Below are 23,276 nucleotides of genomic sequence, written 5' to 3' on the forward strand. Positions count from 1 at the left end.
TTACCCATCGGTAACGTCGGCTTTTTCACCGTCCGCGCTGATGAGTAACAGCTCACATCGGTTTGCCAGAGTGGCCCGCAGCGGGGCGGCCCTCTCGGCGATCTCCTGTTGGGCCCGGACGTATTCGGCACGCCCGGCCGGTGTTTCGATGGGGATCGGCTCGAAACCATAGCGCCTCAGGTCGTATGGACTCGCGCACATGTCCACCGCCCGCGCGTCGGCGGCGAGCTCGAGCGCATCGACCACCAGTTCAGAAGACACCAGCGGGCCCAGTTTGTACGCCCACTTGTACAGGTCCATCGCCGCATGGATACAGCCCGGCTGCTCGGCGCTGAGCTGCGCTTCTCGGCTGAGTTGGCGGTCGTTGCGGACGGCGGCCGGTTCGGTGAAGAACCGGAACGCGTCGAAGTGGCTGCACCGCAACGGCATCGAGTCGACCACGGCGTCGGTGTCGGCCGCGCCGAGCCGCAGCGGGACCTGCGGGTGGCGAACCGCGCCGGTGCGATACACCATGGCCCACTCGTGCAGCCCGAAGCAGTTCAGCCGGGCCGGGCGCGCGGCTGTGGCGCGCAACAGCGACGCGATGAACCGCACCGTTTCCGTGCGGGCCGCGAGGTGGTCGCGGGTGACGGTGACGCCGTCGGCGCAGCGGCCGTACCCGCTCGCGTCGAGATAGCGGCGTGCGGACGGGCCGGACAGCACCACCCGGAACCCCGGATGCCAACGACGCAGTTGACGGGGCCGCAGGCTGTAGTAGGTGAACAGGAAGTCCCACACCGGGTGGGCTTCTCCGCGTTCCTGCCGGCGCACGTGCGGCGCGAGAAACGTCTCGACCCGCTCGCGATGACGCTGTTCGGCCGCGGTCCACTCGGATTCGTCGAGAATCCGGGTGACCAGGGTGGCGACGGGCGCCAGCTCAGACACGGTGCGTTCCGTCGCGGACGGTGCCGACGAGGTCCTCGACCAGGTCTTCGAGCGCGACCATCGCGGTCACCGCGCCGTCGGGCGAGGTGGCCAGGGCCAGGTGGCTGTTGCTGCGGCGCAATCGCGACAGGGCGTCGGGCAGCGGCAGGGTGGCCGGCAACTGCGGGAGTGGGCGCACCATCGCGCGGTCGACCACGGCGTCGGGTTCATTGACCTGCGGCAGCACATCCTTGATGTGCAGATAGCCGATGAACACCCCGAACATGTCGACCACTGGGAATCGCGAGTAACCCGTCTCGGTGAGGGCCCGCTCGACGGCGCCGACCGTCGGTCCGGTGTCCTGCGCGGCAACCTGGACCGCGTGGATCTCGTCCAGCGGCATGGCGACGTCCGCCACGGTGCGCGTGCGGGTCTGCAGGGCACGGGTCAGCCGGTGGTGTTCCTCGGGGTCGAGCAAGCCCTCCGAAACCGATTCGGCGATCATCTCCGACAGCTCGACGGTGGACACGGCCGATTCGAGTTCGTCGCGCGGCTCGACCCGGAACGCCCGCAGCGTCGTGTTGGCGCACCAGTTGTAGAACGCGATGAACGGCCGCGCCGCCCGGATGTAGAGCAGATAGGCCGGGATGAGCAGCATCGCCGCGGACTCCGGCCCGGCGATCGCGATGTTCTTCGGGACCATCTCGCCGAGCAGGACGTGCAGGATCACGACGATGGCGAGCGCGACGAAGAACGACACCGTGTGCAGCACCGCGTCGGACACGCCGAGCAGACCGAACGGCTTCTCCAGCAGATGCGCGACAGCGGGCTCGCCGACGCGGCCGAGCAGGATCGAGCAGATCGTGATGCCCAGCTGGGCGCCGGCCAGCATCAGCGACAGATTCTCGCCGGCCCGGATCACCGTGACGGCGCTTCGCTTGCCCTGCTCGGCCAGCGCCTGCAGCCGGTCCCGGCGGGCCGAGATCAGCGCGAACTCCGAGGCCACGAAGAACGCGTTGGCCGCCAGCAGCAGCACGGTCAGCAGCACGCCGAAGATGTCACCCACGGTGCTCACCTCCGTTGCCGCTGCCGTTGCCGTTGCCCAAGCCGGTCAGCTCGAGCAGGTCGATGCGGCGGCCATCCATCCGGACCACTGTGGCGAGCCACCGAGCCGGCTCGTCGGCTCCGCTGTCCGGGTCGAATGCCGTGAGCTCGACCGCCTCGCCCGTCTCGGGGATGTGGCCGAGCTCCTGCAGGACCAGGCCGCCGATCGTCTCGTATTCCCCTTCAGGGGCGCGGAACCCGGTCTCGGCGGCGACTTCGTCGATGCGCAGCAGCCCCGACACCTGCCAGCCCTGACCGGCGGGCACGACGTCGGGCGTCGCATCGTCGTGTTCGTCGCGGACGTCGCCGACGATCTCCTCGATCAGGTCCTCGACGGTCACCATGCCCGCGGTGCCGCCGTACTCGTCGACGACGAGTGCGGTCTGCAGACCGTTGGCGCGGATCTGGGTCATCACGGCGTCACCGTCGAGCGTGGACGGCACGGTTGCGACGGGCTGGGCCAGGCCCGCCAGCCGGGTCCGGGACCGCTCGTCGAGTGGCACCGTGAACACCTGCTTGACGTGCACGACGCCGATGGTCTGATCGAGATCTCCTTCGACGATCGGGAACCGCGAGAATCCAGTGTCGATCGCGGCGGTCATCAGGTCGGCGACGGTGTCGTCGGCATTGAGCGCCTCGATCTTCGACCGTGGCGTCATCAACTCCTCGGCGGTGCGCTCCCCGAACCGCAGTGAGCGGTCGACGAGCAACGCCGTTGTCTGATCGAGTGATCCGCTGCGTGCCGAGTTCCGGACCAGCGATGCGAGCTCCTGAGCCGAGCGTGCCGAACGGAGTTCCTCGGCCGGTTCGATGCCGAGCCTGCGCAGGATCCAGTTGGCTGTGCCGTTGGTCAACCGGATCACCGGTGTGAACAACATCGAGAACAGCAATTGGAACGGCGCGGCAGCACGTGCCGTCGGCACCGGCCGGGCCACCGCGAGGTTTTTCGGCACGAGCTCGCCGAACACCATCGACAGCGACGTCGCGATCAGCACCGCGAGGAACAGCGACAGGCCACCGGTGAGGTTGGCCGGTACGCCGATCGCGTCGAGGCCGGGCTGGATCAACCGTCCGACGACGGGCTCGGCGAGGTAACCGGTGGCCAGGGTGGTGATCGAGATACCGACCTGCGCGCCGGACAGCTGGAAGGACAGGGTGCGGTGGGCGCGCCGGACCAGTTGGTCACGGCGGTCGCCGTCGCGGGCGTTGGCCTCGACCGTGCTGCGTTCGAGGGCGGTGAGCGAGAATTCGGCGGCCACGAACACCGCGGTGCCGGCGGTCAGGAGCACGACCGCCAAGATCGACAACAGCGAGAAAACGACGCTCGAACTCATCGGGATCTCACCCGCAGGGCGCCGGGCACGAGGCCCGGCCAACTAGGAGAGGGGTCGTCAGCTTCGGCGTTCAGGACTGATTGCTGCTCCGCCCGGAAGGCCGGTTCAGAACCGGAGGCCTCAGTCGGTGCCTGCGGCACGTGAGCCCTTTCTTTCGCGCCGGCCATCGGACGTGGCCGGCCATGGATGCAGTGAAGCTCAATACTAACGCGTACGTAGCCGGTCGCCGCGGCCAACCACCACGTCGTGCCTGCAAAATGGCGCCTTGTCCTGCGGTTTACGCAGCCTAACCAAAGTTGCGCGGGTAGGGTCATCCCATCCCGTCAGGCAGCCGAAGGCAGGTCCTCCATGACGTCTTTCCTGGCTCGATCCAAGCATGTTGTCCGCCTGGCCGGTGTGCTCGGCGCCGTTGCCGCGATGGTCACGCTGAGCGCGTGCGGGTCGCAGCCGGCGGAATCGGCCGACAAGATCGTGGTGTATTCGGGCCGCAGTGAGGAACTCGTCGCACCGCTGATCGAACAGTTCACGACCGACACCGGCATCGAGGTGGAAACCCGGTACGCCGGCTCGGGCGAACTGGCCGCGCAGCTGATCACCGAGGGCGACAAATCACCGGCAGACGTCTTCCTGTCGCAAGACGCCGGCGCGCTCGGCGCGGTCACCCAGGCGGGGCTGTTCGCACCGATCGAGGAGGAGACGCTCAAGGCCGTGCCCGCCAAGTTCTCGGCTGCCGACGGCACCTGGGTCGGGGTCTCCGGCCGCGCTCGCGTCGTGGTGTACAACCCGACGCTTGCACCCAACGCCCCGGACACCATCGACGGGCTGCTGGCGCCGGAATGGAAGGGCAAGATCGGGTTCGCGCCCAGCAATGCGTCGTGGCAGTCGTTCGTCACCGGCCTGCGGGTGCTTCGCGGTGACGACGGGGCCCGGCAATGGTTGCAGGCCTTCAAGGCTCAGGAGCCCAGGGCCTACGAGAACAATGTCGCGGTGCGCGACGCGGTCGACTCCGGCCAGTTGCCGCTCGGTCTCGCCAATCACTACTACCTGTATGAGCTGATCGACGCCAAAGGTGCGCAGGCGGTGACCGCGCGCAACAAGTTCATGGCCCCGGGCGACCCGGGCGGGCTGATCAACGTGGCCGGGGTCGGCGTGCTCAAATCCGCACCGAATCCTCAAGGCGCACAAGAGTTCGCATCGTATCTGGTCGGCAAGTCGGCGCAGGAGTACTTCGCGGGCGAGACGATGGAGTACCCGTTGATCGCGGGGGTGGCGCCGTCGGGAGAGATGCCGCCACTGAGCGACCTGCAGCCGCCGCCCGTCGACCTGTCGGCGCTGTCGGACCTGGAAGCGACGCAGGAACTGCTGGTGGAAACCGGCCTGCTGACCAACTGACTCGATGAGCGGACGTGGCCGACGTGCTCCGGTGCCGTTGGTGGGTGCCGCGGCGCTGGTCGTACTCGCGACCTTGGTGCCGTTGGTCTATCTCGGTGAACGTGCCGTGGAGCGGGGGTGGGGCTTCGTCGTCGACGAACTGTGGCAGGAACGCACCGCGGCGCTGGTCGGGCGGTCGCTGACCCTGGTCGTCGTGGTCACGGCGATCTGCGTGGTGCTCGGGGTGGGGCTTGCGGTATTGGTGTCGCGGACCGATCTGCGAGGCAGGCGCGGCCTTGCCGTCGCGCTGACGCTCCCGCTGGCCATGCCCAGTTATCTGCTTGCCTACCTTTGGGTTTCGGTATACCCGGCGGTCGAGGGTTTCTGGGGCGCCTGCCTGGTTCTGGTGTTGGTGAGCTATCCGCTCGTCTTCCTCACCACCGTCGCGGCGCTGTCGCGGGTGGACCCGGCATTGGAGGAGGTGGCCCGCTCACTCGGCCACGGCGGTCTCTCGGTGCTGTTCCGGGTGACGCTGCGGCAGGCCAGGGGTGCCATCACGGCGGGTGCCCTGCTGGTGGCGCTCTACGTGCTCAGCGACTTCGGCGCGGTCGCCGCCATGCGCTACGAGGCGTTCACCTGGGTGATCTACGGCGCCTACCGGTCGGGATTCAATCCGTCGCGCGCGGCGGTGCTCTCGCTCGTGTTGCTCGTACTGGCGCTGGTGTTGGTGCTGGCCGAGGCGCGGGCGCGTGGGATCGCCGCCGCCCGCATCGGCGGCGGCACACCGCGGCCCGCACCGCTCAACCGGTTACGGCGGTGGTGGCCGGTCGCCCTGCTGGTCCCGATGGCGGTGCTGGCCGCCGCGATCGGGGTACCGACGCTCGCGTTGGTGCGTTGGTTGCTGACCGCAGGTGCGCGGTGGGACGGCGGGGAATGGGTGGCCGCGCTCGCCGCGACGGTGTGGCTGTCGGTCATCGCGGCCGTGGTGTGCACAGTCGCCGCGCTGCCGCTCGGCGTGCTCGCGGCGCGCTACCGCGACCGGGCCACCCGGGTCCTGGAGGGCGCGAGCTATGTGGCGCACGGGCTTCCGGCGATCGTCATCGGTATCTCGATGGTGTCGCTCGGGGTGGTGTTGCTGCGACCTCTCTATCAGCATGCGCCGCTGCTGATCCTGGCGTACGCGGTGCTGCTGGTGCCGTTGGCGGTCGGCTCGGTGCGGGCGGCCGTCGAGACGACGCCGGTGCGGCTCGAGGAGGTCGCACAGTCGCTCGGGCGCAGCCCGTTACGCGCGTTCGGGGCGGTCACCGCACGCCTTTCGGTGCCGGGTATCGGGGCAGGCGCGGCACTGATCCTGCTGACCTGCATGAAGGAGCTGCCGGTGACCCTGCTGCTGCACCCGACCGGTGTCGACACGCTCGCGACGCGGCTGTGGGGCTACAGCTCGGTCAGCGACTACGCCGCCGCCGCACCGTATGCCGCGGCGCTTGTGGTGTTCGCCGCCGTCCCGACCGCCGCACTCGGATTCTTCAGCGCGGGCCGCAGCGGGGTCCGCAGTGACTGACGGCGCGGCAGGGGTTGCGGCACTTGGGATTCACAAGTCGTACGGCAGGCGGCGCGTGCTCGCCGGGGCCGATCTCGAGGTCCCGGCCGGCACGATCACCGCGGTGCTCGGACCGTCGGGCTGCGGCAAGACCACATTGCTGCGCATCCTGGCCGGATTCGATGACCCCGACGCGGGAACGGTGCACATCGCGGGCGAGCCGATGATCGGTCGGGGGCCGGTGGTGCCGGCACATCGGCGCCGGGTCGGCCTCATGCCGCAGGAAGGTGCGCTGTTCCCGCACCTGACGGTCGGCGGCAATGTGGCGTTCGGTCTCGCGGCCCGCAACGGCGTGGCCGCTGAGGTGGCCCACTGGCTCGACGTCGTCGGTCTGCCCGGGCTGGCCGATGCCCGCCCGCACGAATTGTCCGGCGGCCAGCAACAGCGGGTTGCGCTCGCGCGGGCCCTGGCCGCCCAGCCCCGCGTCCTGCTGCTCGACGAGCCGTTCGCCGCGCTCGATGCGGGGCTGCGGACCCGGGTCCGCGAGGACATCGCCGAAATCCTGCGTGCCGCAGGCACTACCGCCGTCCTCGTGACGCACGACCAGACCGAGGCGTTGTCGCTCGCGGATTCGGTGGCCTTGCTGATCGACGGCGCGGTGGCCCAACACGCCGCGCCTGCCGACCTGTATGGTCGGCCCGCCAACCTCGCGACCGCCCGATTCGTTGGCGCCACAGTCGAATTGGCGGGGACATGCCGCGCGGGTGTCGCACACACCGCGCTCGGCGCCCATCCCGTGCGCATCGCGGTAGCCGATGGACCGGTTGTGGTGGTGTTGCGGCCCGAGCAGTTACGGATGCGCGCGCCGGACGGTGACGCCGATGCTGTGGCCCGCGTGTGCGCGAGCCGGTTCTACGGTGCGGACACCGTGGTGCACGTCGTGCTGCGCGACGGAACCGCCCTGCGGTTGCGCAGCCCGGGAGACGCTCGCGTCGCCACCGACAGTACGGTCACCGTCGAGGTCGTCGGCGACGTGCTGGCCTACCCGTCACCAGCCACTGGGTAACGGATGGCCTTCGGCGAATCCGGCCGCCGACTGCACACCGAGCACGACCTTCTCGTGCAGCTCGGCGAGGTTCGATGCGCCGACATAGGTGCATGTGCTGCGCACGCCCGACGTGATGTGGTCGAGCAGATCCTCGACGCCGCCGCGGGCCGGGTCGAGACCCATGCGCGAAGACGAAATGCCTTCTTCGAACAGGGCTTTGCGCGCGCGGTCGAACGCACTGTCACCGGCCGTGCGGGCTGCGACCGCACGCTTGGACGCCATGCCGTAGCTCTCCTTGTACGGCCGGTCGTCGCGGTCGTGCAACAGATCGCCAGGAGATTCGTAGGTGCCGGCGAACCACGAGCCGATCATCACGTTGGATGCGCCCGCGGCGAGTGCCAGTGCCACGTCGCGCGGGTGCCGCACGCCGCCGTCCGCCCACACATGCGCGCCGAGTTGCCTTGCGGCCGCGGCACATTCGACGACGGCGGAGAACTGCGGCCGGCCCACCCCGGTCATCATCCGCGTCGTGCACATCGCGCCGGGGCCGACGCCGACCTTGACGATCGAGGCGCCGGCACTGATGAGGTCGCGCGTGCCCTCGGCCGACACCACGTTGCCCGCCGCCAGCGGCAGGCCCAGATCCAGTGACGCCACGGCCTTGATGGCGTCGAGCATCTTGAGTTGGTGACCGTGTGCGGTGTCGATGACCAGGAGGTCGACGCCGGCCTCGGCCAGTGCCCTGGCCTTGGCCGCTACATCGCCGTTGATGCCGACGGCGGCGGCGATGCGCAGCCGTCCGGCGGCGTCGACCGCGGGCGCGTAGATGCCGGTGCGGATCGCGGCGGTGCGGGTGAGCACCCCGGCCAGGGTGCCGTCGGGCTCGGTCATCACGGCCACGTCGATCGGCGCGTGCTCGAGCAGGTCGAACACCTCGCGGGGGTCGGTGCCGACCGGCGCGGTGACGAAATCGGACAGCGCCACGTCACGCACGCGCGCGAATCGGTCCACCCCGACACAGCTGGCCTCGGTCACGAGCCCGATCGGCCGGCCTTCGAAAACCACGACGGCCGCGCCGTGTGCACGCTTGTGCAACAGCGCGGTGGCGTCCGACACCGAGTCGTCGGGGCCCAAGGTCACCGGGGTGTCGACCACCAGGTCGCGGCTCTTGACGAATTCGACGGTCTCGCTGACCGCGGTGATCGGCAGATCTTGCGGCAGCACCACGATGCCGCCGCGCCGCGCGACGGTCTCGGCCATGCGCCGGCCTGCCACGGCCGTCATGTTGGCCACCACCACGGGGATCGTGGTGCCAGAATCGTCGACGGTCGACAGGTCGACGTCGAAGCGTGACGCCACATCCGACCGGCCCGGGACGACGAAGACGTCGTTGTAGGTCAGGTCGTAGGGCGGTGTGTGCCCGTCAAGAAATCTCATCGTTGCCGAGTCTAGTTGGACGCCGAGCAGACACAGAGTCGCACGAACCAGGCCCTGGTAGCGCGATTCCGTGTCTGCTCGCGGCGAGAATCAGGCGGGGACTTCGCTGCGGTCGCCGCTCCACAGGGTGTGGAACTTCTGGCCGGGTTCGGCGTCGATGCGGCCGTAGGTGTGTGCGCCGAAGAAGTCACGCAGGCCCTGGGTCAATGCCGCAGGCAGCCGCTCGGTGCGCAGTGCGTCGTAGTAGGACAGCGCCGAGGAGAATCCGGGGATCGGGATGCCCAGCTGCGTGGCGGTGACCACGACGCGCCGCCAGCTGTCGATCGCCGACTCGACGGCGCTGCGGAAGTACGGGGCGGCGATCAGTGTCGCGAGGTCCGGCTCGACGTCGTAGGCCTCTTTGATCCGGTTGAGGAACTTGGCCCGGATGATGCATCCGCCGCGCCAGATGGTCGCGAGGTCACCGGGGGTGATGTTCCAGTCGTATTCGGCGCTGCCGGCCTGGATCTGGTTGAACCCTTGGGCGTAGGCGACGATCTTGGAGGCGTAGAGCGCCTGGCGTACGTCCTCGGTGAACTGGGCCGCGTCGGCGGGTGCGGCGCCGAGGTCGCCGGAGGCCAGGCCGACGGTGGCCTTGCGCTGGGGTACCGAACCCGACAGGGCTCGGGCGAACACGGCTTCGGCGATGCCGGTGACCGGCACGCCGAGGTCGAGTGCGGACTTCACCGTCCAGCGTCCGGTGCCTTTTTGTTCGGCCTCGTCGACGATGACGTCGACGAGCGGCTTGCCGGTCTTGGCGTCGGTCTGGCGCAGCACCTTGGCGGTGATCTCGACGAGGAAGCTGTCGAGGTCGCCTTTGTTCCATTCGTCGAACACGTCGGCGATCTCGCCTGCGCTCTTGCCGAGGCCGTCGCGCAGCAGTTGGTAGGCCTCGCCGATCAATTGCATGTCGGAGTATTCGATGCCGTTGTGCACCATCTTGACGAAGTGCCCGGCGCCGTCGGGGCCGATGTGGGTGCAGCAGGGCACCCCGTCGACGTGGGCCGAGATCTCCTCGAGCAGCGGGCCGAGGCTCTTGTAGGACTCGGCGGGGCCACCGGGCATGATCGAGGGCCCGTTGAGGGCACCTTCCTCGCCGCCGGAGATGCCTGCGCCGACGAAGTGCAGCCCACGCTCACGCATGGCGGCTTCGCGCCGGATGGTGTCGGTGTAGAGGGCGTTGCCGCCGTCGATGATGATGTCGCCTTCTTCCATGGCGTCGGCGAGCTCGTTGATGACGGCGTCGGTGGCCTCGCCGGCCTTGACCATGATCAGGACCCGGCGCGGCTTTTCGAGTGCGTCGAGGAATTCGGCGATGGTCTCGCTGCGCACGAACTTTCCTTCTGACCCGTGATCGGCCAGCAGCGCATCGGTCTTGGCCACTGACCGGTTGTGCAGAGCGACGGTGTAGCCGTGGCGGGCGAAGTTACGCGCGATGTTCGAACCCATCACCGCCAGGCCGGTGACGCCGATCTGCGCCGTGCCGGAAGTGCTCGTGTTGGTCATGCAGGAGCCTTTCGTTGTTTTGTTGTAGATGAACGCCCGACCGGTATGGCCTTATCCCAGACCGGCGAACAGGCGGTGCAACTCGGTGAGCCAGGGCACGGCGACCGCGACAGTGGGGACGACGAGTACGGCTACCGCTGCCAGATAGGCGATCGCGGACAGGACCAGACTGTTCGGCTTGCCGCCGAGGCGTCGCACGCGGATCACCGTGGTGGGCCCGCCCGCGGCCAGCGCTCCGGACGGTGTGCGACCGCCCGCGCATGCGACCAGGGCGCGGGCCAGGGGAGTGGGCCCGGCGGTCCTCACGGCGGCGTCGTCGGCGAGGAGCTCGATCAGCAGGCGCACCGCATCGAGCGCACTGGCGCTGCGGACGAACCGCGGGAAGGCGGCGTGCACGGCGGTGAACATCTCGAGGACGAGGTCGTGGCGGGCGCGCAGATGGGCTCGCTCATGGGTCAGGATCGCGGTGACCTCGTTGTCGGACAACGTGTTCAGTGTCCCTTCACTGACCACGACCCGGCTGCGCACCCCGGGCAGACAGTAGGCCAGGGGCTGCGCCACATCCAGGATGCGCAAGCCACTGGCCGAGGTACAGAGGTGAGTCGGCACGGCATCGCGCGACCTGCTCAGCAGGTCGACCATCATGCGGTGATGCGCCCGGCGCCTGCGGGTCGCGACGGCCACCTGGATCACCGCGACGCACAGCCGCGCACCGATCAGCAGGGTCAGGGTGAAGACCACGACATAGAGCAGCCACAGCGGCCAGCCCAGTACCTTGATCTCACTCGTGATGGTCGCGGTGGGCCGCCCGTCCGGCCCGGGGACGAACAGCCGGCTAGCGATCGCGATACCTGCCGAGAACGCCGAGAGAACGGCCGCAAGGGCGATCGACTGCCACAGCACGATCGCGGCGCGCGGTGCCCGCAGCGGCCATGACGCCCGCGCCAGCATCGCCGGCACTGGTCCAACCAGGGCCAGCGCGACGAGGGTGAAAGCCAGCGCGGACACGCCGTAAGTCTCTCTCAGGCGGTGCTGGAATTACCAGTCGGTGGTGGGATCCGATGCTTGCTCTCGAGCTCGGCGAGGGCCCGGCGCAGCGCCGCGGCCTCGTCGGCGCCGACACGTTCGACGAAGTGCACGAGCGCGGCCTGGCGGCTGCCGGAATCGGCGGCCTGGTCGAGGGCGTCGACCATGAGGCCGGCGACCAGTTCATCGCGGCCATGCGTGGGCGCATAGCGATGTGCACGGTCATCACGGTGCTGCACGACCAGGTTCTTCTTCGCCAGGCGTTGCAGCACGGTCATGATCGTGGTGTAGGCCAAGTCGCGGCGGGCGGCCAGCGCCTCGTGGACTTGGCGCACAGTTTGGGGTTCCGGTGCGGACCAGAGGTGATCCATCACCTCGCGCTCCAATTCCCCAAGACGCGTCAGTTTGGCCATGTTCCGTTCACTCTCCTGAGCAGTAAGGCCAGCGTACTACGGGCTTACTACCGCGTGTCGTATCCATCAACGAGCAAGTGTCCCGCCGTTGTCGGCGAGCGTCTACTTCAAGGTCAACGACCATTCACGGGTCTGTTGTGAATCGAGTCACAGCAGGTAGCCCTCGATCATCTCGTGACTATAGTAAGGCTAACCTAAGTCACATTGGAGCCTTCGGAGGTGTCATGACGGTCTTGATCGAGGACCCCCTGATCGCGGGTATGGCCATCAAGCGGGCACTGCCGCTGCACGAGTCCAGTCGGCGCCTGCGTGAGCTGTATCCGGAGTGTCCACGGGTCTACGGTGTTGCCGTCATGGGCGACCTCTCGCGCCGGCGGTGGTGGCCGCTGGCCGAGGCGCTGAGCGGCGATCGGCTGCAGCTGATGTTCGACACCGCGATCGCCGAGACCGACAACCGCGCCGCGGTGGCCCAGCAGTTGGCCGCCACGCTGGCCCACGTCGTCATCGGCCGGGTGGTGCCACTGTTGGTGCTGGAGGGCCGGGCCTGGGATACCGGCCTGGAGAACCTGTGGGTGCACGTCGACTCTGAGGGCGCGATCGACTGGGTAGGTGTCGTCGATCCGATTCTGCGCGCCCTGCCCGACGATCCGCATTTCCGCGCCGGCGTGACCCGCATCGCCGACGCCGCCCACGACGGAATCGTCGCGCTGCCGAGCGAGGCCGCGCTGACGACGTGGGTGGCGCACCGCAGCCACCGTGCGCTGGAGCCGCTCTTCACCCGTTTGGTGGAGATCAGTGGCGGCGCGATGTCGGTTGCGGCCATGTGGCACATGGTCGGTGCGGCTGTCGTGAGCGCGGCGACGCAGGTGCCGCTGCTGGCCGGCTGCAGCGAATTGGTCAGCATGCGTCGCGGTCAGGCGGTGCTCGATGCGCTGGTGGGCTTCGGTCTGCCGGTCCGCGGCGCGAGTCGCGCAGGGAAGGTCTTGCTAAATTAGGGCAGCCTTGCCTATTCTTTCGGTACGAGGCTAACGGACCGCGCCGGAGTCCTGAGGGCTGCAGAGACCCCCGGTCCACTCGAGGGCGGGTCCCGTGCGAATTGCACGGGACCCGCCCGCATCTTTATGGCGGCCCGCCGTGTAGACACGAGAACTGTGACGACAGAAGCGCCCGAAGGGCTGGGTAAAGGATTCGACTCCGAACTCGGCCTGACCTATCTCGAGCTCACCCCGGATGGTGGGCGCGCCGAGCTCAAGATCCACGACAAGCTCTTGCAGCCGTGGGGAATCGTGCACGGCGGCGTGTACTGCTCGATCGTCGAGAGCCTTGCCAGCGTGTGCGGTCACATCTGGCTGTCCGAGAACGGCGGCGGCACCGTCGTGGGCGTCAACAACAACACCGACTTTTTGCGTGCGATCGGATCAGGAACTGTGACAGCGGTTTCCACGCCGATCCACCGTGGGCGCCGCCAGCAGCTGTGGCTCATCACCATCACCGACGAGAACGACCGGCTGGTGGCTCGCGGTCAGGTGCGCCTGCAGAACATGCCGGCCGCCTAGCCGCTTCGGTACGGCGCGCGCCGGTGCGGGTGGCGTGGCAGTATCGCCCACTATGCGTTTAACGCCGCATGAACAGGACCGGCTGCTGATCTCGTATGCCGCAGAGCTGGCGCGCCGCAGGCAGGCTCGCGGTCTGCGGCTCAATCATCCCGAAGCGGTCGCGGTGATCACCGATCATCTACTCGAAGGTGCGCGCGACGGCCGCACGGTCGCCGAATTGATGGTGAGCGGCCGCAGTGTGCTGACCCGGGACGAGGTCATGGAGGGGGTTCCCGAAATGCTGCCCGACGTCCAGGTCGAAGCGACGTTTCCGGACGGCACGAAGCTGGTGACCGTCCACCAGCCGATCGCTTGAGGCGGCCGCGCATGATTTCTCAGCGAGTAGCCGAAGGCGGACCGCGCATGATTCCAGGTGAAATCCTGTTCGGGGACGGCGTGATCGAACTCAATCGCGGTGCGGCACGGCTGACCCTCGACATCGTGAACACCGGTGACCGGCCGGTGCAGGTCGGCAGCCATGTGCATCTGCCGCAGGCCAACGCCGCGCTGGACTTCGACCGGGCCGCCGCGCACGGCCACCGGCTCGACATCCCGGCCGGTACCGCGGTTCGCTTCGAACCCGGTGTGGCCCAGCGTGTCTCGCTGGTGCCGTTGGCCGGGGCGCGTGAGGTGCACGGCATCAGTCTCAACCCTCCGGGCCGATTGGACCCCTCATGACGCAACTCTCCAGGGCCCGCTATGCCGCGTTGTTCGGGCCGACCGCCGGTGACCGGATCAGGCTGGCCGACACCGACCTGTTCGTCGAGATCACCGAGGACCGCAGCGGCGGGCCGGGATTGGCCGGTGACGAGGCGGTGTTCGGCGGCGGCAAGGTGCTGCGGGAATCGATGGGACAGTCGAGGGCGACGCGTGCCGACGGCGCGCCCGACACCGTCATCACCGGTGCGGTGATCATCGACCACTGGGGAATCATCAAGGCCGACATCGGCATTCGCGACGGGCGCATCACCGCCATCGGCAAGGCGGGCAATCCGGACATCATGGCGGGCGTGCATCCCGATCTCGTGGTCGGTCCGTCCACCGAGATCATCGCAGGCAACGGCCGCATCCTGACCGCCGGCGCGATCGACTGCCATGTCCACCTGATCTGTCCGCAGGTCATGGAGGAGGCGCTCGGCAGCGGCATCACCACGATCGTCGCCGGCGGCACCGGCCCCGCCGAGGGCAGCAAGGCCACCACGGTGACACCCGGTTCGTGGCACCTGGCCCGGATGCTCGAGTCACTCGACTCGTGGCCGCTGAACGTGGCCCTGCTCGGCAAGGGCAACACCGTCAGCGCCGAGTCGATGTGGGAGCAACTGCGGGGCGGCGCAGCGGGATTCAAGTTGCACGAGGACTGGGGCACGACGCCCGCGGCGATCGATGCGTGCCTGACCGTCGCCGACGTGGCGGGCGTGCAGGTCAATCTGCACTCCGACACCCTCAACGAGGCCGGTTTCGTCGAGGACACGTTGGCCGCCATCAAGGGCCGCGCGATCCACGCCTATCACACGGAGGGAGCCGGCGGCGGCCACGCGCCCGACATCATCACCGTGGCCGGCCATCCGAATGTGCTACCGAGTTCGACCAACCCGACGCGCCCGCACACCGTCAACACCCTCGACGAGCACCTCGACATGCTGATGGTGTGTCACCACCTGAATCCCGCTGTGCCGGAGGACTTGGCATTCGCCGAGAGCCGGATCCGCCCGTCCACGATCGCCGCCGAGGATCTGCTGCACGACATCGGCGCGATCTCGATGATCGGCAGTGACGCGCAGGCGATGGGCCGCATCGGGGAGGTCGTCCTGCGCACGTGGCAGACCGCACATGTCATGAAGCGCAGGCGCGGTGCGCTGGAGGGCGACAGCCGCGCGGACAACAATCGGGTGCGCCGCTACGTCGCGAAGTACACGATCTGCCCGGCGGTCGCGCACGGGCTCGACGACGAGATCGGTTCGGTCGAGGTGGGCAAGCTCGCCGACCTGGTGCTGTGGGAACCGGCGTTCTTCGGCGTCCGCCCGCATGCCGTGCTCAAGGGCGGCATGATCACGTGGGCCGCGATGGGCGACGCCAACGCCTCGATCCCCACGCCGCAGCCCGTGCTGCCGCGACCCATGTTCGGCGCGGCTCCCGCGGCGGCGGCCGCGACCTCGGTGCACTTCGTCTCAGAACACGCGATCGATGACGGTCTCGCCGGTCGCCTCGACATCCGCCGGAAACTCGCGGCCACCAAGAACGTTCGGCAGGTCGGCAAGTCCCACATGCCACTCAACGACGCGCTGCCACACATCGAGGTGGAGCCCGACACGTTCACGGTGCGCATCGACGGTGAGGTGTGGCAGGAACAACCGGCGGCCGAGCTACCCATGGCACAGCGATACTTCCTGTTCTAGATGAGCAGTCTCGCAACACTTCTCACCCTGGCCGACTCGCGATTGCCGACCGGCGGGCATGTCCATTCCGGCGGCGTCGAGGAGGCCGTGACCAGCGGCCTGCTCACCGATATCCCGACGCTGCACGCCTACCTCGTCCGGCGTATCCGCAGTCACGGCCTCGTGGCCGCCTCGCTGGCGGTCGCCGTGCATTCCGGTGCGTTGACTCCCGACGCGGCCGACGCCGAGACCGATGCCCGCACACCGGCTCCGGCCGCGCGCGACGCGTCGCGGGCGCAGGGCCGGGGCCTGGTCCGGTTGGCGCGGCGGGTGTGGCCGGGGGAGCGGTGGGCCGCGTTGGGCCCGCGACCTCATCTCGCGGTCGCGGCAGGCGCGGCGGGCGCCGCCGCCGGCTTGCGGGCCGACCAGACGGCGCTTTCGGTGGTCTACACGACGATGACCGGTTCGGCGACCGCCGCGCAGCGCCTGCTCGCCCTCGACCCCGGCGACGTCGCCGCAGTGACTTTCGCGCTGTCCGCGCTGTGTGACTCGGTCGCCGGGGAAGCCACCGCCGGCCTCGCCGACCTGTCCGATCCGCTGCTCGATGTGCTGGCCCAGCGCCACACCGAACGCGAACGTCCCCTGTTCGTTTCCTGAAATCACGAAAGGCCCCTCATGCCACCGCATTTCCTCGACGGTGAACCGCACGCTCATACCGAACGCCCGAAACGGATACGGCAACCGGGCGAGCCGTTGCGTATCGGCATCGGCGGTCCGGTCGGCTCGGGCAAGACCGCACTGGTGGCCGCACTGTGCCGGCAGTTGCGTGACGAACTGTCACTGGCCGTGCTGACCAACGACATCTACACCACCGAGGACGCGGACTTCCTGCGCAGGCACGCCGTGCTGCCCGACGAGCGGATCGCGGCCGTGCAGACCGGCGGCTGCCCGCACACCGCGATCCGCGACGACATCACCGCCAACCTCGACGCGATCGATGATCTGATCGAGGGCAACCCCGCATTGGATCTGATCCTCGTCGAATCCGGCGGTGACAACCTCACCGCGACGTTCTCGTCGGGTCTGGTGGACGTACAGATCTTCGTCGTCGACGTCGCGGGCGGCGACAAGGTCCCCCGCAAGGGCGGGCCGGGAGTGACGTACTCAGACCTGTTGGTGGTCAACAAGACCGACCTCGCCCCACTTGTGGGCGCCGATCTCGACGTGATGCGCCGCGATGCGGCCAAAGTCCGCCAGGACCGGCCGACGGTGCTGATCTCACTCACCGAGGACCCGGCGGCGGGGCCGGTGCTGGCCTGGGTCCGCGAACAGTTGGAGGTCGCCCGGGCACAGTCGGTCTGATGCACTCCGACCTCGTCATCGTCGCGCGGCCGGGGCACCTGCCGTGCATCGAGGCCACCGGCGGCCTCACGGCCCGCTGCACCGAGCCCGACACCGTGCACCTGGTGTCGACCGCCGCCACGCCGCTCGGCGGCGACACACTCGCGGTGCGGGTGGTCGTCGAGGCCGGGGCCACGCTGCGGATCCGGACTGCCGCTGCGACATTGGTGCTACCCGGCGCGCACACGCGGCAATCGCGGGCGTGCTGGACGATCGAAGTCGCCGGCCACCTCGATCTGGACCCCCAGCCGACGGTCGTGGCAGGCGGTTCCGATCACCGGACCACTACGCGGTTACAGCTCGCAGGCACCGCCGAGGTGCGGATACGCGAACGCATCCAGATCGGCAGGTCGGGGGAGCGGGTGGGGTTCTGGTCGGGTGCGTTGCACGCCGACGTCGGCGCGGATACGCCCGTGCCGCTGCTTAGGCACCGGATCGAGCTCGGCAGTGGGGCAGTGGGTGACGACGAGCTGGCCGCGCCGCGGGCATGCATCAGCGAAATGCGTTACCCCGCACCATCTTTCGACGGTGCGGGAACCGTACTCGCGCTGGCGCGCGGCGGTAGCCTGGCCACCTGGCAAGGTGACCGGCTGCCGGCCGACGACACGAGTTAGGACGCCGCTTTCTCGGTTTCCTGTACCGAGGCCGCGATCTCTTCGAGCTCCTCGATCCTGGTACGGGCGTACGCCTGCTGTTCGGTGATCGTGAGCTGGCCGCGTTTGGTGCTCAGGAACGTCACGGTCCACGACAGCAGGGTGACGATCTTGGTCTTGAACCCCACCAGGTACACCAGGTGCAGCACCAGCCAGCACAACCAGGCGAAGAAACCCGCGAACTCGACCTTGCCGACCTTGGCCACTGCCGAGAACCGCGACACCGTCGCCATCGAGCCCTTGTCGAAGTACTCGAACGGGGCCCGGATCTTCTGGCTGGTGCCGCTGACCTCGCGCTTGATCAGCTTGGCTGCGTAGCGGCCGCCCTGGATCGCGCCCTGGGCCACGCCGGGAACCCCCTCGACCGCCGCCATGTCGCCGACCACGAACACGTTCGGGTGGCCGGGAACGGTCAGGTCGGGTTGCACCTTGACGCGACCGGCCCGGTCGAGCTCGACCCCGGACTGCTCGGCGAGATCCTTGCCGAGCGGGCTCGCCGACACGCCGGCCGACCACACCTTGCAGGCCGATTCGATGCGCCGGATGGTGCCGTCGGAATCCTTGACCGTCAGACCGTTGCGATCCACGTCGGTGACCATGGCGCCGAGCTGCACCTCGACGCCCATCTTCTCCAGCCGGGCCTGCGCCTTCTTGCCGAGCTTCTCACCCATCGGCGGCAGCACGGCGGGTGCGGCGTCGAGCAGGATCACCCTGGCCTCGGTCGGATCGATGTGGCGGAAGCTGCCCCGCAGCGTCTGATCCGCCAATTCGGCGATCTGCCCGGCCATTTCGACGCCCGTGGGGCCGGCACCGACGACGGTGAACGTCAGCAGCTTCGCCCGGCGCACGGGGTCACTCGACCGCTCGGCCTGTTCGAACGCGCCGAGGATACGACCGCGAAGCTCCAGGGCGTCGTCGATCGACTTCATGCCGGGCGCGAACTCGGCGAAGTGATCGTTGCCGAAGTACGACTGCCCCGCGCCTGCCGCGATGATCAGGCTGTCGTACGGCGTCGAGTAGGTGTGACCCAGCAGCACCGAATCCACCGTCTGCTTCTCGAGATCGATATGGGTGACGTCGCCCAGCAACACCTGTGCGTTCTTCTGCTTGCGCAGGATCACGCGCGTGGCAGGCGCGATCTCGCCTTCGGAGATGATCCCCGTCGCCACCTGGTAGAGCAGTGGCTGGAACAGGTGATGGGTGGTGCGGGCGATCAGCTTGACGTCGACGTCGGCGCGTTTGAGGGTCTTGGCGGCGGTCAGACCACCGAAACCCGATCCGATAATGACGACTTTATGCCGATCCGACGCCGTAGCTCCGGGATGGCTCATTGCTGCTCCTCGCGGACGTTTTCCCACTTGATACAACCGATAGGTTAGTCGGCACGATTCCGGTCAGCGCGGTGACGTAGGCAACCGCACTGAATGTTTACCCGGATATCAGCGGTTTCAATGCTTCGCCAACCTCGGTGACACCGCCTGGCACGTAGCCGCCGATGGTCACCGGGCTGAGGATGACCCCGTCCACGCCGACGTCGAAGAGCTTGGTCTTGAGTTGCTCGACGATTTGCTCGGGGCTGCCGAACACCGCGCGCTGCTTGAAGTCGGGCGGGATGGCGTCGGCGGTGAAGTTCTCGCCGATCAGGGCGATCACGAGCATGCTGGTCTCCAGTGTCGCGGGATCCCGGTCGATCTGCTCGCACTGCTGCCGGATGACGTCGAGCTTTCGCGGCAGCTCGTCGAAGTTGGCGATGATGTTGAGGTGGTCGAAGTGCCGCGCCGCCATCGGGATGGTCTTCTTCTCGCCGCTGCCGCCGATCATCAACGGAATGTGCTCGCGGAACCGGGGTTCGGCGAACGCCTCCTGAGTGCGGTAGTAGGCGCCGTCGACCGTGACGCGTTCGCCCTTGAGCATCGGCACGATGATCTGCAGCGCCTCGTCGAGTTTCTTGAACCGTTCGGTGAACGTGTTGAACTCGAAGCCGAGGCTGTCGTGTTCGAGCTCGAACCAGCCGGTGCCGATGCCGAGGATCGCGCGGCCCTGGCTCATCACGTCCAGCGTGGTGATCGCCTTGGCCAGCAGGGTCGGGTTGCGGTAGGTGTTGCCGGTGACCAGGGTGCCGAGCTGCACCTTCTGGGTCGCGGTGGCCAGCCCGCCGAGTGCGGTGTAGGCCTCCAGCATCGGCTGGTCGGGTGTGCCCAGGCCGGGCAACTGATAGAAGTGGTCCATCACGAAGACGGAATCGAAGCCTGCGTTCTCGGCTTCTTGAGCCTGCGCGATGACCGTCGGGAAGAGCTCGGCTACGCCGGTGCCGTAGGAGAAATTGGGAATCTGGAGTCCGAGTCGGATTGTCACTTCTCCGACCCTAACGCGTTATCCCAAAGTCGCGAGCGCACCGCGGCTGACGTGCAGCGTCTGCCCGGTGATGTGGCGTGCCGACGACGTGCTCAAAAAGATTGCGAGGCGGGCGAACTCGTCGGCGACCGACGGCGGGGTGGTGCCGAGACCGTCGTAGCCGGGTTCGGCGCTGCGTCCGGCGGCGACCGCGTTCACGGTGATGCCACGGGTGCCGAAGTAGCTCGCCTGTCCGGCGGTCCAATCCGAGAGGGCCGCCTTGACCGCGGCTTCGGCGCTGCCTTCGCGCGGGCTGTCGGGCAGGACGTTGATGATCGAGCCGCCCGAGCGCAGATGGTCACCGACGATCTGCACCGTCAGCGCGGCCGAGACCACGGTGGCGTCGAGGTTGTTGCGCCAGGCCGCGGCCAGATCGGCCAGCGTGTAGGTGCGGGGATCCTTGGCCTCCCACAGCGGGGCAGGCACGTTCACCAGGGTGTCGAGGTGGTGCGGGAACTGGGCGCGGGCGGCTTCGAGGCTCGCCGCGTCGGTGTTGTCGAACACGATCGACTCGACGTCGAGTTCCTTGGCGGCCACTTCGAGATCGTCACGGCGGGCGCCCGCGATGACCACGTTGTGGCCGGCGTCCCGGAAGCCTGCCGCGATCACGCGACCGAGTTCGGCATCGCCGCCGGTGACAAGCACCTCCGCCATGATGTACCTCCATGTACTGCCGGGATCGCCGCGCCGGTTTGGGAGCGATCAACGACCGATGTTACTGGACAGTAGCTAGGTCGCGAAATTCGACGCGCCCTGCCTTGTCCGGCGAGTTCGCCCGCGCGTGTGCAAGGGTTTGTCCAATGAGGCAAACCCTTGCCCTGACCACGGCCGTCGTCGGCTCCGTCGGACGTTGAGGACTTCGCCCGGCCTGCCGCGCTGGATCTACCTACCCGCCGCGCTCGGCGCGGCGTTCGTGGTGCTGCCACTGGTGGCGATGGCCGCCCGGGTGGATTGGCCGCGGTTCTGGACACTGATCTCCAGCGACACGTCCACCGCGGCGCTGGTGCTGAGTCTCAAGACCGCTGCGGCGAGCACCGTGCTGTGCCTGCTTCTGGGCGTGCCGCTGGCACTGGTGCTGGCGCGCAACGACGGCAGGCTGGTCCGGCTCACCCGGCCGCTGATCCTGTTGCCGTTGGTGCTGCCCCCGGTCGTTGGCGGGATCGCGCTCCTCTACGCGTTCGGCAGGCTCGGGCTGATCGGGCGGTACCTGGAGGCCGCGGGGGTGCAGATCGCGTTCACGACGGCGGCCGTCGTGCTGGCACAGACGTTCGTGTCGTTGCCGTTCCTCGTCATCTCGCTCGAGGGTGCGGCCCGCACCGCGGGGTCGGACTACGAGGTCGTCGCGGCGACGCTGGGCGCCCGGCCCGGGTCGGTGTGGTGGCGGGTGACGCTGCCGCTGCTCGGACCGGGGTTGGTGTCGGGTGCGGTGTTGGCGTTCGCGCGTGCGCTCGGGGAGTTCGGCGCCACACTCACATTCGCCGGATCCCGCGCGGGGGTCACCCGGACGCTTCCGCTGGAGGTCTATCTGCAGCGCGAAAGCGATGCCGATGCGGCCGTGGCACTGTCGGTGCTGCTGGTGGCGGTGGCGGCCGTGGTGGTGATCGGCCTGGGCAGCAGGCGCTTGCGGGCCGGAGGCTGGACATGACCCAGCGTCTGCAGGTGCGTGCCGTCGTCGAGCAGCGGGGCCTCGACATCGATTTCGACGTGGCCGCGGGCGAGGTGCTGGCGGTGCTGGGCGCCAACGGCGCGGGCAAGTCGACGACGCTGCACGTGATCGCGGGCCTGATCGACCCGGACGCCGGCCGGGTCCGAGTCGGGGACCGGGTGCTCACCGACACCGCGGCCGGTGTGCAGATCGCCACGCATGACCGCCGGGTCGGCCTGTTGTTGCAGGATCCGCTGCTGTTTCCGCACCTGTCCGTCGAGGCGAACGTCGCGTTCGGCCCCCGCAGCATGCGCCGGTCGTCGCGAACCGCCGCTCGCGATTCCGCGCAGCGGTGGCTGGCCGAGGTGGACGCCGCCGAGCTGGCCGGGCGCCGTCCGCGTCAGCTCTCGGGCGGGCAGGCGCAACGGGTCGCGCTGGCCCGTGCATTGGCCGCCGATCCCGACGTGTTGTTGCTCGATGAACCCTTGACGGGGCTGGACGTGGCGGCGGCCAGCGCGATGCGCAAGGTGCTGCGCCGGGTGCTGACCCGGGAGTCCCGATGCGCCGTGCTGATCACCCACGATTTGCTCGACGTGCTCACACTCGCCGACCGGGTGCTCGTCCTGGAGTCGGGCAAGATCGTTGAAAACGGTTCGACGGCAACGGTTCTCGCGACGCCGCGCAGCCACTTCGCCGCCCGCTTCGCCGGTGTCAACCTGATCGGCGGCACGGCGGCCGAAGGTGGTGTGCTCACCACGGCGTGGAACGCGCACTGGCACGGCACGCCTGCCGACGACGTGATGGCGGGTGCGCGTGCGGTCGCGGTGTTCGCACCTTCGGCGGTGGCGGTGTATCGCGACGAGCCGCACGGCAGTCCGCGGAACACCATCGCGGTGACGGTCGCGGAACTCGACAGCCGCGGCCCGGGCATCCGGGTGCGCGCCGACGAGCAGCCGGACGGTGCGCCGGGGCTTGCCGCCGACATCACCGCCGAGTCGGCCGCCGAGCTGCGCCTGGCACCGGGGGAGCGGGTGTTCTTCTCGGTCAAGGCTCAGGAAGTGGCCGTCCATCCGGCGCCGTGAGGGGTGCGTAACGGGACGCCGCCGGGCGCCGATGTTCCTGGCAGATTCATCGACGTTAAGGTGTTGCGGGCCGCTGTTGCGGGGCTCGGGCGTGGCGCCTGAGGCCTTGTCGTGCCAGCAATTTCGGTGATCGCTGTTGATGTGTGGGTTTGGCGTGCACAGCAATCGTCCAGAAAAACACTCTAAGAGCAACTCACACTTGCGTCACGGCGGTAACACGGTAGTTTCTTCCCCATGGACGAGTCGGACGCGATGTCTCATCGACGCAGAGGCCTGTCGAAGAAGCTGACCCTGGCCGCGATGACCGGCGCGACCGCGGTGGCCGTTGCGCTGCCGACGGTGGCGCATGCGGAGCCCGCCCCGCCCCCGCCTCCTCCGGCGCCGGGCAACACCTTCCTGCCGGCTCCGCC

General features: G+C 68.6%; 23 protein-coding genes. 13 read left to right on the plus strand and 10 right to left on the minus strand.

Annotated elements, in window-relative coordinates; all coding sequences use genetic code 11:
* From AWC31_RS18365 to AWC31_RS18375, 3 genes are read right to left on the minus strand one after another with little or no spacing between them, the layout of a single operon-like run.
* Nucleotides 1–924: a 3-methyladenine DNA glycosylase gene (locus tag AWC31_RS18365; protein ID WP_085145546.1), complete on the minus strand. Its 924-nt coding sequence runs from the start codon at nt 922–924 to the stop codon at nt 1–3.
* Complete coding sequence (locus AWC31_RS18370) at nt 917–1,969, minus strand: hemolysin family protein (protein ID WP_067851876.1); 1,053 nt, start codon at nt 1,967–1,969, stop codon at nt 917–919. The genes AWC31_RS18365 and AWC31_RS18370 overlap by 8 nt, the downstream gene beginning before the upstream one ends.
* Nucleotides 1,962–3,341, minus strand: a complete 1,380-nt coding sequence (locus AWC31_RS18375) for a hemolysin family protein (RefSeq protein WP_085145547.1) — start codon at nt 3,339–3,341, stop codon at nt 1,962–1,964. The genes AWC31_RS18370 and AWC31_RS18375 overlap by 8 nt, the downstream gene beginning before the upstream one ends.
* 348 nt (nt 3,342–3,689) lie before the next feature.
* Between AWC31_RS18375 and AWC31_RS18380 the strand changes: the two genes are divergently transcribed.
* Genes AWC31_RS18380 through AWC31_RS18390 form a run of 3 tightly spaced genes read left to right on the plus strand, consistent with a single transcriptional unit; the run spans nt 3,690 to nt 7,318 of the window.
* A complete protein-coding gene (locus AWC31_RS18380) occupies nt 3,690–4,733 on the plus strand; it encodes an iron ABC transporter substrate-binding protein (RefSeq protein WP_085145548.1) in 1,044 nt (347 codons plus the stop codon).
* A gap of 4 nt (nt 4,734–4,737) precedes the next feature.
* Complete coding sequence (locus AWC31_RS18385; protein WP_085145549.1) at nt 4,738–6,273, plus strand: ABC transporter permease; 1,536 nt, start codon at nt 4,738–4,740, stop codon at nt 6,271–6,273.
* Nucleotides 6,266–7,318, plus strand: coding sequence for an ABC transporter ATP-binding protein (locus AWC31_RS18390; protein WP_234816905.1), 1,053 nt, complete (start codon nt 6,266–6,268; stop codon nt 7,316–7,318). The genes AWC31_RS18385 and AWC31_RS18390 overlap by 8 nt, the downstream gene beginning before the upstream one ends.
* Here AWC31_RS18390 and AWC31_RS18395 read toward each other — a convergent pair.
* The 4 genes from AWC31_RS18395 to AWC31_RS18410 form a co-directional block, all read right to left on the minus strand.
* Nucleotides 7,301–8,737, minus strand: a complete 1,437-nt coding sequence (locus AWC31_RS18395) for a GuaB1 family IMP dehydrogenase-related protein (RefSeq protein ID WP_085145550.1) — start codon at nt 8,735–8,737, stop codon at nt 7,301–7,303. The genes AWC31_RS18390 and AWC31_RS18395 overlap by 18 nt on opposite strands.
* A 90-nt stretch (nt 8,738–8,827) precedes the next feature.
* A complete protein-coding gene (gndA, locus tag AWC31_RS18400) occupies nt 8,828–10,282 on the minus strand; it encodes an NADP-dependent phosphogluconate dehydrogenase (protein ID WP_085145551.1) in 1,455 nt (484 codons plus the stop codon).
* A gap of 51 nt (nt 10,283–10,333) precedes the next feature.
* Nucleotides 10,334–11,290, minus strand: a complete 957-nt coding sequence (locus AWC31_RS18405; protein WP_085145552.1) for a M56 family metallopeptidase — start codon at nt 11,288–11,290, stop codon at nt 10,334–10,336.
* A gap of 14 nt (nt 11,291–11,304) precedes the next feature.
* Entirely contained in the window at nt 11,305–11,721 is a 417-nt protein-coding gene (locus AWC31_RS18410; RefSeq protein WP_067851868.1) for a BlaI/MecI/CopY family transcriptional regulator, read from the minus strand.
* Between the two features lie 224 nt (nt 11,722–11,945).
* Here AWC31_RS18410 and AWC31_RS18415 point away from each other — a divergent pair, with 224 nt between their 5' ends.
* The 8 genes from AWC31_RS18415 (at nt 11,946) to AWC31_RS18450 (ending at nt 17,706) form a co-directional block, all read left to right on the plus strand.
* Complete coding sequence (locus AWC31_RS18415; RefSeq protein ID WP_067851867.1) at nt 11,946–12,716, plus strand: iron reductase; 771 nt, start codon at nt 11,946–11,948, stop codon at nt 12,714–12,716.
* Nucleotides 12,717–12,872: 156 nt separating this feature from the next.
* Complete coding sequence (locus AWC31_RS18420) at nt 12,873–13,277, plus strand: PaaI family thioesterase (RefSeq protein WP_085145553.1); 405 nt, start codon at nt 12,873–12,875, stop codon at nt 13,275–13,277.
* Between the two features lie 52 nt (nt 13,278–13,329).
* A complete protein-coding gene (locus tag AWC31_RS18425; protein ID WP_067851865.1) occupies nt 13,330–13,632 on the plus strand; it encodes an urease subunit gamma in 303 nt (100 codons plus the stop codon).
* Nucleotides 13,633–13,679: 47 nt separating this feature from the next.
* Nucleotides 13,680–13,994: an urease subunit beta gene (locus tag AWC31_RS18430; protein ID WP_067851864.1), complete on the plus strand. Its 315-nt coding sequence runs from the start codon at nt 13,680–13,682 to the stop codon at nt 13,992–13,994.
* Nucleotides 13,991–15,712 carry an urease subunit alpha gene (locus AWC31_RS18435; RefSeq protein WP_085145554.1) on the plus strand — a complete coding sequence of 574 codons (1,722 nt, stop codon included), beginning with the start codon at nt 13,991–13,993 and terminating at the stop codon, nt 15,710–15,712. Before AWC31_RS18430 ends, AWC31_RS18435 begins: the two co-directional genes overlap by 4 nt.
* The gene (locus AWC31_RS18440; protein WP_085145555.1) at nt 15,713–16,348 is read left to right on the plus strand and encodes an urease accessory protein UreF; all 636 of its coding nucleotides are present in this window, start codon (nt 15,713–15,715) and stop codon (nt 16,346–16,348) included. It abuts the gene before it with no gap.
* 18 nt (nt 16,349–16,366) lie between these two features.
* Nucleotides 16,367–17,053 (plus strand): urease accessory protein UreG, encoded by a 687-nt coding sequence (gene ureG, locus AWC31_RS18445; RefSeq protein ID WP_067851861.1) that lies wholly within the window; start codon nt 16,367–16,369, stop codon nt 17,051–17,053.
* Nucleotides 17,053–17,706 carry an urease accessory protein UreD gene (locus tag AWC31_RS18450; protein WP_085145556.1) on the plus strand — a complete coding sequence of 218 codons (654 nt, stop codon included), beginning with the start codon at nt 17,053–17,055 and terminating at the stop codon, nt 17,704–17,706. The genes ureG and AWC31_RS18450 overlap by 1 nt, the downstream gene beginning before the upstream one ends.
* Here the strand turns inward: AWC31_RS18450 and AWC31_RS18455 are convergent.
* The 3 genes from AWC31_RS18455 to AWC31_RS18465 form a co-directional block, all read right to left on the minus strand.
* Complete coding sequence (locus AWC31_RS18455; protein ID WP_067851859.1) at nt 17,703–19,076, minus strand: type II NADH:quinone oxidoreductase Ndh; 1,374 nt, start codon at nt 19,074–19,076, stop codon at nt 17,703–17,705. The two genes, AWC31_RS18450 and AWC31_RS18455, sit on opposite strands and share 4 nt — an antisense overlap.
* Before the next feature lie 97 nt (nt 19,077–19,173).
* A complete protein-coding gene (locus tag AWC31_RS18460) occupies nt 19,174–20,100 on the minus strand; it encodes an LLM class F420-dependent oxidoreductase (protein ID WP_085145557.1) in 927 nt (308 codons plus the stop codon).
* An 18-nt stretch (nt 20,101–20,118) separates the two neighbouring features.
* Nucleotides 20,119–20,793 carry an SDR family oxidoreductase gene (locus AWC31_RS18465; RefSeq protein WP_085145558.1) on the minus strand — a complete coding sequence of 225 codons (675 nt, stop codon included), beginning with the start codon at nt 20,791–20,793 and terminating at the stop codon, nt 20,119–20,121.
* Nucleotides 20,794–20,989: 196 nt separating this feature from the next.
* On the opposite strand from AWC31_RS18465, the gene AWC31_RS18470 reads away from it, so the two are divergent.
* Both AWC31_RS18470 and AWC31_RS18475 read left to right on the plus strand, forming a co-directional pair.
* Nucleotides 20,990–21,784 carry an ABC transporter permease gene (locus AWC31_RS18470; RefSeq protein WP_067851856.1) on the plus strand — a complete coding sequence of 265 codons (795 nt, stop codon included), beginning with the start codon at nt 20,990–20,992 and terminating at the stop codon, nt 21,782–21,784.
* Nucleotides 21,781–22,866: a sulfate/molybdate ABC transporter ATP-binding protein gene (locus AWC31_RS18475; RefSeq protein ID WP_085145559.1), complete on the plus strand. Its 1,086-nt coding sequence runs from the start codon at nt 21,781–21,783 to the stop codon at nt 22,864–22,866. Before AWC31_RS18470 ends, AWC31_RS18475 begins: the two co-directional genes overlap by 4 nt.
* The last annotated feature ends 410 nt before the right edge of the window (nt 22,867–23,276 follow it).

Origin of the sequence: Mycolicibacterium wolinskyi, assembly GCF_002101965.1 — a bacterium.
Taxonomy (GTDB): domain Bacteria; phylum Actinomycetota; class Actinomycetes; order Mycobacteriales; family Mycobacteriaceae; genus Mycobacterium; species Mycobacterium wolinskyi.

What these genes read in the sequence shown, in the direction of transcription:
- AWC31_RS18375 (WP_085145547.1), bottom strand. Translation starts at nt 3,341, where the DNA reads ATGAGTTCGAGCGTCGTTTTCTCGCTGTTGTCGATCTTGGCGGTCGTG.
- AWC31_RS18380 (WP_085145548.1), top strand. Translation starts at nt 3,690, where the DNA reads ATGACGTCTTTCCTGGCTCGATCCAAGCATGTTGTCCGCCTGGCCGGT.
- AWC31_RS18385 (WP_085145549.1), top strand. Translation starts at nt 4,738, where the DNA reads ATGAGCGGACGTGGCCGACGTGCTCCGGTGCCGTTGGTGGGTGCCGCG.
- AWC31_RS18395 (WP_085145550.1), bottom strand. Translation starts at nt 8,737, where the DNA reads ATGAGATTTCTTGACGGGCACACACCGCCCTACGACCTGACCTACAAC.
- gndA (WP_085145551.1), bottom strand. Translation starts at nt 10,282, where the DNA reads ATGACCAACACGAGCACTTCCGGCACGGCGCAGATCGGCGTCACCGGC.
- AWC31_RS18410 (WP_067851868.1), bottom strand. Translation starts at nt 11,721, where the DNA reads ATGGCCAAACTGACGCGTCTTGGGGAATTGGAGCGCGAGGTGATGGAT.
- AWC31_RS18415 (WP_067851867.1), top strand. Translation starts at nt 11,946, where the DNA reads ATGACGGTCTTGATCGAGGACCCCCTGATCGCGGGTATGGCCATCAAG.
- AWC31_RS18425 (WP_067851865.1), top strand. Translation starts at nt 13,330, where the DNA reads ATGCGTTTAACGCCGCATGAACAGGACCGGCTGCTGATCTCGTATGCC.
- AWC31_RS18430 (WP_067851864.1), top strand. Translation starts at nt 13,680, where the DNA reads ATGATTCCAGGTGAAATCCTGTTCGGGGACGGCGTGATCGAACTCAAT.
- AWC31_RS18435 (WP_085145554.1), top strand. Translation starts at nt 13,991, where the DNA reads ATGACGCAACTCTCCAGGGCCCGCTATGCCGCGTTGTTCGGGCCGACC.
- AWC31_RS18440 (WP_085145555.1), top strand. Translation starts at nt 15,713, where the DNA reads ATGAGCAGTCTCGCAACACTTCTCACCCTGGCCGACTCGCGATTGCCG.
- ureG (WP_067851861.1), top strand. Translation starts at nt 16,367, where the DNA reads ATGCCACCGCATTTCCTCGACGGTGAACCGCACGCTCATACCGAACGC.
- AWC31_RS18450 (WP_085145556.1), top strand. Translation starts at nt 17,053, where the DNA reads ATGCACTCCGACCTCGTCATCGTCGCGCGGCCGGGGCACCTGCCGTGC.
- AWC31_RS18455 (WP_067851859.1), bottom strand. Translation starts at nt 19,076, where the DNA reads ATGAGCCATCCCGGAGCTACGGCGTCGGATCGGCATAAAGTCGTCATT.
- AWC31_RS18465 (WP_085145558.1), bottom strand. Translation starts at nt 20,793, where the DNA reads ATGGCGGAGGTGCTTGTCACCGGCGGCGATGCCGAACTCGGTCGCGTG.
- AWC31_RS18475 (WP_085145559.1), top strand. Translation starts at nt 21,781, where the DNA reads ATGACCCAGCGTCTGCAGGTGCGTGCCGTCGTCGAGCAGCGGGGCCTC.